Source organism: Bacteroides faecis, assembly GCF_020091505.1.
In the GTDB taxonomy this organism is placed as follows: domain Bacteria; phylum Bacteroidota; class Bacteroidia; order Bacteroidales; family Bacteroidaceae; genus Bacteroides; species Bacteroides faecis.
Genome location: NZ_CP081916.1, coordinates 5,634,099 through 5,647,124 on the forward strand (window position 1 = coordinate 5,634,099; position 13,026 = coordinate 5,647,124).

At 43.2% G+C, this 13,026-nt stretch carries 7 protein-coding genes and 1 pseudogene; all 8 read right to left on the bottom strand.

Features of this window, described 5'->3' with window-relative positions; translation table 11 throughout:
• Positions 1-12: 12 nt before the first annotated feature.
• The 8 genes and pseudogenes from K6V30_RS22355 to K6V30_RS22385 all read right to left on the bottom strand — a co-directional run bounded on the left by K6V30_RS22355 (position 13) and on the right by K6V30_RS22385 (position 12,955).
• The gene (locus K6V30_RS22355) at positions 13-1,182 is read right to left on the bottom strand and encodes an MFS transporter (RefSeq protein ID WP_010538980.1); all 1,170 of its coding nucleotides are present in this window, start codon (positions 1,180-1,182) and stop codon (positions 13-15) included.
• 280 nt (positions 1,183-1,462) lie between these two features.
• Entirely contained in the window at positions 1,463-3,295 is a 1,833-nt protein-coding gene (locus tag K6V30_RS22360) for a glycoside hydrolase family 32 protein (protein ID WP_055270223.1), read from the bottom strand.
• Between the two features lie 173 nt (positions 3,296-3,468).
• On the bottom strand, positions 3,469-5,205 hold the full coding sequence (locus K6V30_RS22365) for a RagB/SusD family nutrient uptake outer membrane protein (RefSeq protein ID WP_010538982.1): 1,737 nt from the start codon (positions 5,203-5,205) through the stop codon (positions 3,469-3,471).
• Positions 5,206-5,224: 19 nt separating this feature from the next.
• Positions 5,225-7,054 (bottom strand): annotated as a pseudogene (locus K6V30_RS22370) (SusC/RagA family TonB-linked outer membrane protein); the annotation flags it as partial.
• Positions 6,993-7,523 (bottom strand): glycoside hydrolase family 3 N-terminal domain-containing protein, encoded by a 531-nt coding sequence (locus K6V30_RS25445; protein WP_055270627.1) that lies wholly within the window; start codon positions 7,521-7,523, stop codon positions 6,993-6,995. The gene K6V30_RS25445 and the pseudogene K6V30_RS22370, both read right to left, overlap by 62 nt.
• Positions 7,524-7,573: 50 nt before the next feature.
• Positions 7,574-8,482 carry a family 43 glycosylhydrolase gene (locus tag K6V30_RS25450; protein ID WP_371441477.1) on the bottom strand — a complete coding sequence of 303 codons (909 nt, stop codon included), beginning with the start codon at positions 8,480-8,482 and terminating at the stop codon, positions 7,574-7,576.
• A 1,424-nt stretch (positions 8,483-9,906) separates the two neighbouring features.
• A complete protein-coding gene (locus tag K6V30_RS22380) occupies positions 9,907-10,752 on the bottom strand; it encodes a patatin-like phospholipase family protein (RefSeq protein WP_055270631.1) in 846 nt (281 codons plus the stop codon).
• Positions 10,730-12,955: a cation:proton antiporter gene (locus K6V30_RS22385; protein ID WP_055270633.1), complete on the bottom strand. Its 2,226-nt coding sequence runs from the start codon at positions 12,953-12,955 to the stop codon at positions 10,730-10,732. The genes K6V30_RS22380 and K6V30_RS22385 overlap by 23 nt, the downstream gene beginning before the upstream one ends.
• Positions 12,956-13,026 lie beyond the last annotated feature (71 nt).

The following is a 13,026-nucleotide window of genomic DNA, read 5'->3' on the forward strand; positions in this document are numbered from 1 at the left end:
CCAAATATAAAGTTATTTTTTAATACGGAACGTATAATACAGCAGATAAAGTACGCCGACTGTCATGACAGCTATCGCACCGTTCTGTCCCATCGAGGTATCTGATGCAACGCCCATAGCCAACGGGAATACCGTTCCGCCGAAAAGTCCCATAATCATCAAACCGGATACTTCATTTTTCTTGCCCGGAAGATAAAGCAACGCCTGTGAGAAGATAACAGAGAATACATTTGAATTTCCAAAACCGATCAGAGCAATGCAAGCATAAATAACAGCCTGTTCGTGGAAGATAAACAAACCGGCCATCGCAACCAGCATCATAACCACGCTGATACCGAAGAAAGATTTCGGGGACATCTTGCGCAGAATGAAAGAACCCAGGAAGCAACCTGCCGTACGGAAGATAAAATAAAGACTCGTAGCAAAAGCGGCCTCATCAAGCGTCATGCCAATACGTTCCATCAGAATCTTTGGAGCAGTGGTATTTGTACCGACATCGATACCCACATGACACATGATTCCGATAAAGCAAAGCAGGATAAACGGTTTGCCAAGCAATGCCAGACACTGACCGAAAGTGGAAGGTCTGCCTTCTTCTTTCTCTTCCTCAATCTGCGTGGCGTTGAGCAGGAATATAGCAATGATGGCCACTATCATGTAAATCGGGAAAAGTACACGCCAGCCGAGGCCGAAAGAAGGAATAGCCTGCGTAGCTCCCCACATAGCGATATATGGAGCGAGGAAAGAGGCTATTGCTTTCACAAATTGTCCGAAAGTGAGGCTGCTTGCCAAGCGGTCGCCACGGACAATGTTGGAAAGAAGCGGGTTCAGTGAAGTCTGCATCAAAGCATTTCCTATTCCCAGCAGAGAGAAAGAGATGAGCATCAGTGCATAACTGTCTCCGAAAACAGGCAACAGCAAAGAAGCAAATGTCACAATCAGGCTGAGCAATACTGTTTTCTTCTGACCGACACGACTCATCAGCATGCCGGTAGGTACAGAGAAAATAAGGAACCAGAAGAACACCAGTGAGGGGAAGATGTTTGCCTGTGAATCCGTCAGACCTAAGTCTGCCTTTACATAGTTGGAGGCAATGCCCACCAAGTCAACAAATCCCATCGCGAAGAAACAAAGCATCACAGGGATAAGCTTAGAAAGAGAAGCGTTTTTAGTATTTTCCATTGTTTTATCTATTATAATTTCGTATATTAGCACAGTTATTCTGTTTCTTTCTCAACAGGCTCTTCTTATTTTTTCTCCTTATATCCCTTATGTTCCACAGTCGTGATAAGAACGTATCACAGGGGTGAGCAGACCGTTTCACTACAATGATGTGCTCGTTTCACCCGGGTGAGACGATAGCCATCTCCCATACATAAAGGAAAGATAAAGGCATGTTAGCTCATAGATGATGCCTTCCTAAAAGGTAAACCATTAAAGAACGCGGCAAGAAAGGGCTGTTTTATTTCTTCAGTTTATAGGTTACGAAAGAGTCTACTTTGTAAGCTCCTCCTTTACTATAAAAGTCTATGTGATTATAAGGTTCCGAAGGAAATACCTGATTCGTCATAGCAAATCGTCCGCCATCACCGAAAGCTTCCACACTCGACTTATCCACATACAGACGAAGTTTCAATTCCTCTTTGCCGTCTTCAATCGCGGTCCAGGTCAACATCGGAAAGTTCTCATTGAAACCTACATCACCACTCTTGCGGCGATCCATCGAAAATTTCTTTTCTTTCATGTCGTACTGCATGTCTACTTCTTCTCCTTTATCGTTGTAGAGACGGAAGCCGATGACATCTGCATGCTGATTTCTGATAGCCAGCTCTATTTCATAAGCACCTTCGTTACCGGGAACCAGTTCTTTTACCGTACGGGTTCCGTTCACTCTGAATGAACGCTTCTTAGAAATATCACGCAACTTCAGCAATTCGGGAGAAGGAGCAGATTGAAGATAGATGCCATCTCCTACAGCAAACAGACTCAGGTCACGGGGAACAGAGTTCGGACTACGGTATTGAGAGGTCGGCACATCATTGGCATATTGCCAGTTGCTCATCCATGCGATAGCAATACGGCGGTTATCGGGAGCATCGCTCCAAGTTACAGTAGCATAATGGTCTTTTCCCCAGTCCATCCATTTCGTGACATTTGGCTGATTGTCACAAATAAACTTCTTACCGTCGAAACTGCCGACAAAATATTGAGTTGCGGAATCTCCGAAAGGCCCGTCACCAAGACTGCAGAGCAGTACCCATTTCTTTTCACCGGTTCCTTCTACCGGAAGTTCAAACAGGTCAGGACATTCCCACACATTGCCATGAGCGCCGTATCCTTCGCCGAAGCTGCTTTCAAAGGTCCAGTCTTTCAGATCAGGTGAAGAGAAGATTTGCATCTCCTGTCCTACTGCCAGCACCATGATCCAGCGCTGTGTTCCTTCGTACCAGAAGACTTTCGGGTCACGGAAATCACGTGCTTCGGACACCAGTACAGGATTGTTTTCATATTTGGTAAAAGTACGTCCGTTATCAGTGCTATAAGCGATGCTTTGTACTTGGCGGTCACTGTTTTGAGTATAGATAGCGACGATGGCGCCTGCACCGAAGCCGGCAGTATTATGATGGTCTACTACAGCCGAACCGCTGAAAATAGTGCCGAGTGCATCGGGAGTTATGGCGACGGGGCGATGTTCCCAGTTAATCAGGTCTTTGCTGATCGCATGTCCCCAGTTCATGTTTCCCCATTTGGAGCCGTAAGGATTATACTGATAAAAGAGGTGGTATTCGCCATCTTTATATACCATTCCGTTCGGGTCGTTCATCCATCCGTAAAGCGGAGAGAAATGGTAGGTGGGACGGAACTTCTCCCGGTTACCGGTATCGAAAGTATCGGACAATCTCATTTCTTTGCAGCAAGCAGTATTGTCCGGTGAAAGGTTGACACGAACAGGGTCGTTTGAGTTCATTTTAAATTTAAAAGAGATTGTCTTGCCGGAATAATCGGAAAGGTCTACCGGAACAAAATAATCTACCTTATTGACAGCGAGGCGCACATCGAAGTTCTTTACCTCTTTATTATTAACGATCATACTGATACGTACATCGGGGGAAGCATCTTCTACGGGCAGAAGCAGATACTTCTGGGAAGTATTGACGCGTACAAGGCAATGACCTTCTCCCAGATTTCTAATCTGCAAAGGAGAACCTGCCGCTCGGGTTGAAACAGAAATAGTCATGAGAATAAAACAAATCAGAGCAGTCTGAAGTCGTTTGACAGAAAAAAATAAATTCATGTTCTATGGTATTAAGGTTGTTATACTTTTGATAGTTGTTACAGTGCAAAGATAGGCGCTCCAGAAGGAAGCGCCTATCACTTTTGTTGCAAACGCTGTAAAAGATGTTACCTCTCAGTATACTTTTTATTAATAAGTGCTTTACTTAACGTCTGATACAGTCATCCTATGAATCAATAATTCTTATTTTGAGTATATAATCCGGGAATATAATACAGCTGATTATAAGGTATCGGGAAAAACTCATTCTTATTCGGCTCATAATGGGCGTCTTTATAATATTGAGCATAAGTTTGTCCGTCATATACATTATTCTGTTCACTTGCAAAGTAAGCATTCAACGTTTCGGAAGCAATTCCCCAACGACGTAAGTCAAAATAACGTCCATTTTCCATAGCCATTTCCAAACGACGTTCCCAACGCAGACATTTACGTGCTGTTTCTTTATCCTGAAAATAAGACTCGGGATAAAGAGCGATCTCGCATTGGTCTTTGGCATAAGCAATATGTTTGTTTACTGAATTGGCGGCTCTCTCGCGAATATCATTAATAATAATACGTGCTTCACCCAGTTCACCCAGTTCTACCAATGCTTCAGCACGCATGAGCATCACATCCGTATAACGGAATACATAGTCATTCATAGCAAAAGCTTGCCAAGACCCATTGTATGTTTCTCCTTTAGAACGCTGCGGAACTTCTTTCAAAGAAGTATAATATCCATACGTATTCGGTGTACGGGAATTATTTTTGGTCATCGTATATTCAGCTTCATATTTATACGGATATGTCGGCATACCTACCGTATGGAATAAACGTGGGTCCCACTTCTGTTCATCCACCTCACCATTGACCGGATAATCTATTTCCTCATTATAATCATCAAACATGGGTAAACCATCTTTAGTTTTGAATGCATTAACCAGGTTTTGTGACGGCTTATGAAAGTCCCATCCACAAGACCACATTCCCCAGCATCCATTCAAAGTGTTCGACCAGTTAGCCCGTCCATAACTTGTATTATCATCCTGATAGTCGGAACATTGTACTGCAAAGATGGATTCTTTACTGTTCTTGTAATCCGGCAAAAAGATATCTCCATAATCTTCCAGATAATCATAACCTGAAGCTGTCACCTCATTCGTATAAGTTACCACCTTCTGCATATAGTCTTCGTTTATGTGGCTCTCACCTGTCGTAGCCTCATAACCGTCTCCCCATGCCAAGTTCAAATAACATTTGGCCAGATAAGAGGCGGCGGCAATCTTATTAACCCGTCCTCCGTCAGTCTGTTCAGCAGGCAATACATTATAAGCAGTCTCAAAATCCGCAATCACCTTACCAAACAGTTCTTCATAAGAAAACTCATCATTACGGATTTGCTCTATACTATTATTGGTATACGCTATTTCATCAATCCAAGGAACCTGGCGGAATAATACCAATAGCTTATAATAGAAATGTGCACGAAGGAATTTCACCTCAGCAACACGTTGTTCTTTTACATTTTCTCCCAAGACCCTGTCTCCGTTTCTGTCTAAAGCAACCAATGCCCGATTGCAACGGGAGACAGCACAATATAAACGATACCAAAGTTCATCCATTTCATTTGGAGTAGTAGCTGTCAACGTCGACCAAATTTCCAGAGGGTGATATCCTGTATCCGTCGTTCCCGATCCTCCTTTCAGACAGTCATCAGAAGTAATGTCACCGTAAGGAAATAAGTTGAACGGATATGAATACCAACAGTCTCCTAACATGGCATAAGCAGCGTTTACCATCTTTTCAGGATCTGAAAAAGCTTTATCCTCATCAATAACCGCTGTTGGACTATAGTCTAGAAAATCATCACAGTTTGTCAAGGTCAAGCTCATCAGGCAAGCTGTCACTAACATATATATCTTCTTCATAATTCTTCCTTTTTAAATATTAAAAACCAAGTTGTAAACCAAATGAAATAGAAGTAGCCAACGGATAATTCCAATCAGGATTCTCCGGATCAGAGCAAGTCAGACTTTTACTCTTGATAGTCAGCAAGTTTTGTCCTGACAAATAAACACGTGCACTGCTCATTTTGAATTTAGACAAGAACGATGCAGGCAAATTATATCCTAATTGCAGATTACGAAGTTTCAAATAAGAACCATTTTCTACGAAATAGGTTGAGGAACGTCCTTCATCAGCTGTATTGTTAGTAGTCAATGCAGGGATAGTGGAACCTGTATTGTTTGTATTCCATGCACCCAACAAACGATTTCCCTTGTTTGAGCCAGCATCCGTTATACTCCAGAAGTCTGTCTGGAATTTCTGGTTATTGTACACATCTTTATCATATACACCTTGCCAGAACATGCTTAAATCAAATCCTTTATAATTCAGTGCAATATTCAAACCGTAAGAAAAAGCCGGAACAGGATTGTAAATCCAAGTCTGGTCATCAGCTGTTATGCCATTTTTACCATCGAGGTCAGCATACTTCAGACCACCGACACGCGCATTTGGCTGACCGGAAGCATCGACTTCTGCCTGATTCTGGAAAATTCCTTCTACTACATACCCTACGATGGAACCATAAGGCCGACCGGATTCAACCAGATTTTCAGTTGTCGTATGAGCATAAGACCCTGTTGACGTTTCCGGAAGGTAAGTGACCTTATTACGGAAGAAGTCCAGATTAGCAGTGACATCAAGACCAAGTCCACAAGCTAAGTTTTTACGATATCCCAGTGCAAATTCCATACCCCAGTTGCGTAAGGAAGGACCATTAGCCCATGAAGCGCCACCTTCGCCCAAAGCCCCCAGATAAGCAGGATTGATCAACATATCGTCTACATCCTTGACGAAACCATCGACAGATCCATACAAACTACCCTTAAAAAGAGTGAAGTCCGTACCTATATTAAATTGTTCTGCAGATTCCCATTTCAGATTAGGATTGGCAAGTTGGGTAGCACGATAGCCTGACGGGAAAGTTCCTGAATATTGCAAAAACAAGTCATAAGCCGTAGAAGTTACCCGGTCCAGTCCATAATCGGCTACATACAAACCAAACTGCGCATTGTTATCAATAGCCTGATTACCGGTCTGTCCCCATGAGAAACGCAGTTTCCAGTCATCCATCCAATCCTTCCGGAGCAGTTTCGACAAACGTAGTCCCAGCGTGGCGGCAGGAAAAGTTCCCCAACGATTGTCCTTGCCAAAACGTGAAGAGCCGTCACGGCGAATAGTAAACGATGCCAGAATAAAATCATCATAGTTATAATCCACCTTTCCAAAGAAAGAAACCAGTCTATATCCTACTTTGGCACCGGAATTTCTCGTTGTTCCTGTTGCTGCATTCGGCCACATATAGTCTTTATCTTCCAATGCATACTCTTCTGAATAAGCGGAGAAATCAATCACTGACTGCTTGGACATTTCAGTACCCAGTAATACAGTAAAATCATGTTTATCTGCAAGCAGGAAATTGTAGTTGGGCGTGTTGGACCATGTCCAGTTTGTTTCATTATTATGAGACAATGTTGTCTTTGCAATATCATTATTGACAATATCCGAATGATACGTATTCGTCATTGAATTAATGAAAGAAGAATAATGGTCGATACCAAAGTTAGATCGAAGTGACAGTCCTTTAATCGGTTTCAGTTCTACATATCCATTACCAAACAAACGCCAATAATCCAAATGATTATCACGGTTATCGTACGATTCGCGCAATGGATTCTGACGGTCGCTCATACCACCGACAGGACCTGCAAATTAGGTTTCCTGTCCGCGTCCCCAACGGGGGATCACGGAATATATTTATATTAGGCGTCCAGTAAGTTAATGCGTGATATTGGCTGTAGTCTTCTTTTCGTTGTGTGTCGTTATAGATGGCACGTCCTTCGTCGGCTATGGAAGAAGCGACTTCCTTAATCAAAGCGTCATTCCAGGCCGCAGCCATTCCGATAGCCTGTGGGAATACGGTTACATGATATTTAGTGCGTCCGATGCCATGCAGACATTCATTCCACCAGTTATAGGCAGGGATTCCCAGCCGTTCAACAGGAGGTGTGCTATTCAGCATTTGCTTTACTTTTTCTTCCAGCGTCAGGCGAGAAACCAGATCTTCCACACGTTGTTCGACAGGAAGTTGCGGATCTCTGAACGGAAACTTTTCCTGTGCCAAAAGATGCAGGCTCATACTGCATGCAAGGATAGTTAACAAGTCTCTTTTTATATTCATACTATCAGTTTTTTAATTCACAAGCAAAAATAGAAGGTCCGATGTATCTGTTATTTAGTTTGCTTTACCATTTTTATAGTACCATCCGGATTGTAGTACAGCTTGTCCACACAAATGGAACGCAACCAATCCTGACCGGACAGTGCACTGTTGTGATAGAAAGAATACCATTGTCCTTTGAACTCGACAATAGAACCATGATTGGTATAACTGTCGGTAGGTTCCATATAAATTCCCTTGTATTCCCAGGGACCCAAAGGCGAATCGCTGATTGCATAACACATCCGGTTGTGTTTTTCCCCGTCGTCATGATTGTCCGAATAAGACAAATAATATTTTCCGTTATGCTTATGTATCCAAGTAGCCTCATGGAAATCTACCAGCCCTTCCATAGTCCGCATGGTACCATCCAGTTCTATCATATTATCTTTCAGCTTCCCTCCTTTGCAGATGCCACCACCGCCATTATAAATGTAAGCTTGTCCGTCATCATCCACAAATACACAAGGATCAATCATCGGGTCCATTCCTTCAATATATCCCTGCACTTTAAATCCTTCTGCGGGTTTATTGCTGGTAGCCACACCAATCTTCCAGCTGTCATTCCAATCCGTTTCACTGGGATGAGGGAAATAAAAATAGTAGGTACCATTTCTGTAAGCACAATCCGGGGCCCACATGAAACCTCCTTCTTTCCGTCCCCACGGCACTTGCTCAGAACTCAGGATTTCTCCATGATCCGTCCAATTGATCATGTCATCGGTGGAGAACACATGATACCGGTCCATCAAGTCGCATCCACGCGGAGGAGCAATATCATGCGAAGCATACACATACAATCTGCCATCTTTCCAGACATGTGCTGACGGGTCAGCAGTGTACATGTGCCGGATAAAAGGATTCGGACCAGCCGGATTCAGTTTAGTATTATATGCTATCGCTTTTTCCTTTCTCAGAATCTTAGCAGCTTCCCCCACCAATTTCAAATAATGATCGCTTTCTACTCCTTCTTCAATAGGTACAAATGTACTTTTCCCTACAGGGACCTTTTGGGCGCATTTAAAGATGGCAGTCCCTTCATCTATTTCATCAAACATAGCTACATAAATCATTTCGGCACCTGCACGAATGGCTCCCGTCAATTGCGTCCAAAGGAAAGAACCTTTATTGCGGGGAATAAACGAGTTATGATCTTTTCCTTTCAGATTTCCCCATGAAAAACCGGGGAAAACCAACGGAGCGTAATCCACCTGATTCTTCTTTGCCCACTGAATATCTTCTTCCACCAATTTCTGGTACTTGGGATAAGTCGTTTCATTATAACGCCCTACAAACCAAGGCATCATAATATCGCATTTGCGGATGAGTTCATGCAGTCGGGGGTCCGGCTCCGTATCTCCTTCCAGCACACGCCACTGAGTAGGTACTCCAAGCATCACACTGAATCCTTGTGATTTCAAGCCATCAATAATATGAGCAACTTCTTTCAGTCCGTAACGGCGATTATCATTAAATCCGACTCCCCAAACCGTAACCAGCGGTTTACCGTTGTGATACAAATAAGACGGATTCTTTGCATGGTCTTTTAATGAATAGCGTTCTGATATTTCTGCGATGTCTTTCAGCAATAACCGCTCTTCTCCCGGCTGCATGCCGCTCAGGTCGTACATCACACAGATAGCCCGTTCGTATTTATTAGCAGACTTCATCGCTGAGTTCAACACCTTATTAAAGTGTTTCAATCCGCTTTCATTTCGTATTTCTGTGATAAAACGCTGCATGAAGACACCATCCAGTCCATACTCCTTCATCCATCTGAAATGGACATCTACGGTAGATTCATCATGAGAAGAAAACACATAAGCCGGTTTGCCGTCAGCAAAGGAAAATTCGGTCTTATAGAGTTTCTTATACTCCGACACTTCCGGCCAAAGATCCACCGAACATGAGCCCGGACGGAACCCGTTGCGTCCATTATAATGATGCCAACCACGGCCCGAGCCGTCACCAGGGGTGTTGAACCACCCCTGATAACCTGCCATGACCAATCCTTTGTAAGAATTATACTGTTTCCCACCGGATTGTGCCATCACCCCTATTGAAAACAATAAATACACCAACAACCAATCAAACCTTTTTACCATGTTATTTTTTTATTTTTCATGTTATGTTATTAAGTCTGCCAAAAATTATTTTTCAGCAAAGTAAAGGGGCATCCCTTAATAAATACCACAAAAACCAATTAATAATGACTTAAAATCGAATTAATTGAGGCAAAAGAAGAGTATTTGTAGAAATATTATACAGAAATATATAAATATCACAGTTTGTAGTCCGCATTTCTCATGCGGACTACAAACAAATCAGGTCATTTATTATTTACTTAAACTTCGAACAGGTTTCTTGCGCAGTCGTATCCTTCTTCATAAAATTCCGTCAGTTTCTGCACATCCCGTTCAATCCGGTCCACCATAACCGGCTTCAGCGGACGAATGACGATAATCTTTCCTTCATCCTCCATTTGTTCCACCATTTCCAGCTGCTCATTGTAAACAGCACACCGACGGCTCAACGCTTCGCGCAACTTCGGATATTTCCGGTAAACAAAGGATGGAATACGGATATCTTTGGTATCTTTCCGATAACCGCGATTACGGGTAAGTACAACCACATTACGGGTGCAACCGTCAGCAATAGCCCGCTGCAAAGGAATAGAGTCTACAATCCCCCCATCGAGCATCGGAACATCATCCACATAAGTAATAGGACAAACAAAAGGCAGGCTACTGGACGCCCGTACAATATCAATCACGCGGCTTTTATCCCGTTTCTCTTCGAAATAGTTGGCTTCGCCCGTCACACAATTCGTTGTTACCATCACGAAACGTTCGGGAGAAGCAAAGTATGTATCATAATCATAGGGAAGAATATGTTCGGGAAATTCATTGAAAAGCAAATCGAAGTCAAGGATGTTACGTTTCCTGAACAAATGTTTCAAACCGATATAATTGTACTTCTCCAACAAGTCGATATTGCTGAACTTTGCACGCCCACGCTGGCGGGATGCATACGACAAACCATTGCAAGCTCCTGCCGACACCCCGATCGCATAAGGAAAACGAATATTATGATCCATTAAATAGTCGAGTACACCGCAGGTGAATACTCCCCGCATTCCTCCCCCTTCAAGTACTAACCCTGTATGCTCATCCAATTTCAAGTCTTTCATTTTTTTCTCCCTTATTCTTATTCCTGCGGATGACCAGCAAAGATGACAATTCCCGCATCACAAGCTCATCCTCGGATAATTTTGTATACGAAAGATGGCTCATTACCAACAATCCATCTTTCTCCCTGGTTACTAACTCTTCTACTCCTGCAAACCGTACTATCGTTATCTGACCGGAATAACGAGCCTGCAAGTCATTCATGCACCGACAGAACTCCTCATCGTCCGTATCAAAAAGAAAAAGACGCACCGAATGACCGTTTTGCAACATTATACTAATATACGAAAGCAAGAATATATCGATCATTCCTCCCAAAACAAAGCTAACCAGCGCTCCCTCCCGATAACCGCGATTCACAAATACGGCAACAGGACACTTCACCTGTTCCATTATGTCATCAATCTTATCACGGAAAAGCGTCAGCCACAAAATAGCTCCCGGAGTTCCCGGCATTTCGGGACGGTAATGGCTTCCGGCTCCCAAAAGCAACATATCAGGATGTTCTTTGCGGATAAAGTGAATCATTTCCTGCACCAGTTTATCCGTCACCCGATAATGATTGTCCACCTGAATATTCAGTTCGGCAGCTCTTTGATTGAGCAAAGCAAAACTTTCGCTTTCATAATGTTCGGCATCTAACGGATTCAAATCCGTACCCACCGTATAATGCGCTGCAATCACATGTTCTTTCTTCAACTGCTTCCCAAACAATAAATCATAAATGGAAAGCAGACTACGTCCGGATTCCGGACGACCAAAGCAAAATATAAGTTTGCGCTTCAAAGATAACTTTTCTTCCCGATGTACAAAGAAACGTCCGACCAAATGTAGCAGCGGAGTAGTCATAAAGGTTGTAACTAGCGCCATAATGACCAAAATTACGAAAATAGACGGAGGTAGTACTCCCATTTCATAACCGATATTCAATGCAACCAATTCCATCAATCCGCGTGTATTCATCAAGGTGCCGACCGTCAGACTGTCTTTCCACGACTCACCCACCAGACGGGCAGCTATGGCACAACCTCCAAGTTTGCCGACGATAGCCACTGTCACCAACAGCAAACACACCATCCACAGTTCCGGACTGTTGATCAGACCTATCTCCGTACGCAACCCCGTAAACGCAAAGAACAACGGCAGGAAAAAGACCAAAGAAATATCTTCCACCTTTTCCATCATCACCTTGCGGAAACCCAGATTCGAGGGCATCACCACCCCCGCCATAAAAGCTCCAAACAAAGCATGAATACCGATAATCTCGGTCAGGCAGGAAGAAATGATAAGAATCAACAGGATAAATGCCACAAACGTTTTATTGATTGCCTCCTTATTGGCATATACCTCCCCCACCTTTTTCAGAAACGGACGGACCACCAGAAACATTACTGCAATATAGACTACGGCCAACCCTACGGAATAAAGTGCACTGGCAAAGCTACCCGCCTTTGAGATAGCAATAACCACAGCCAGCAAACACCAGGCAGTTACATCATCATTGGCAGCAGAAGCAATCGCAAGAGTCCCCAAGGGAGTTTTGGTCATATTTCGTTCCTGAATGATACGCGCCAGCACAGGGAAAGCGGTAATACTCATGGAGATACCTATAAACAAGGCAAAAGGTAAAAAGGGCGTATGATCGGCGGCATACGTTTCATAAATCCAGTAAGAGGACAGGATACCGAGAAAGAAAGGTACCAAAATCCCGGCATGACTGATCACCAGCGTTTCATTAATCTTATTTTTCAGCACACTGAAATCCAGTTCCATGCCGATAACGAACATAAAAAGGATCAATCCGACCTGGCTCAGCAGTTCAAGATTGGTCAGCGAGTGGACAGGGAACAGAAAGTGAAAAGCTTCCGGGAAAAAAAATCCCAGGACAGAAGGCCCCAAGACAATGCCGGCTACGATTTCCCCAATCACCCCCGGCTGTCCGATGAGACTAAACAAATAGCCGAAAAGACGTACCATTAATAATACGGCAATAATCTGGATAAGCAATGTCGTCAGCGGATGATGCAGATTATCTTGCATAAATTGAAGAAACATGGCAAAAGGACCCTCCTGTACCATGTTTAACGTATTTGCCGCGTGATGTGAAAACCTGTCGCCTTCTTCAATAGCAACATAAATCAGCCCTCCAAACAGAAGGAGCATAAGTACATAGATGATGTAATTCTTCCGGGCTTTATTCTGCATAAACTTGTTTTTTGCTATTTGTTGCATAATTATAATAAAAACAAACGAAAAAGGCAGATAGTTTGGCAAAA

Excerpts from the sequence above, each read along its gene's own strand:
- K6V30_RS22355 (WP_010538980.1), bottom strand. The coding sequence starts at position 1,182 with ATGGAAAATACTAAAAACGCTTCTCTTTCTAAGCTTATCCCTGTGATG.
- K6V30_RS22385 (WP_055270633.1), bottom strand. The coding sequence starts at position 12,955 with ATGCAGAATAAAGCCCGGAAGAATTACATCATCTATGTACTTATGCTC.
- K6V30_RS22380 (WP_055270631.1), bottom strand. The coding sequence starts at position 10,752 with ATGAAAGACTTGAAATTGGATGAGCATACAGGGTTAGTACTTGAAGGG.
- K6V30_RS22360 (WP_055270223.1), bottom strand. The coding sequence starts at position 3,295 with ATGAATTTATTTTTTTCTGTCAAACGACTTCAGACTGCTCTGATTTGT.
- K6V30_RS25445 (WP_055270627.1), bottom strand. The coding sequence starts at position 7,523 with ATGAATATAAAAAGAGACTTGTTAACTATCCTTGCATGCAGTATGAGC.
- K6V30_RS22365 (WP_010538982.1), bottom strand. The coding sequence starts at position 5,205 with ATGAAGAAGATATATATGTTAGTGACAGCTTGCCTGATGAGCTTGACC.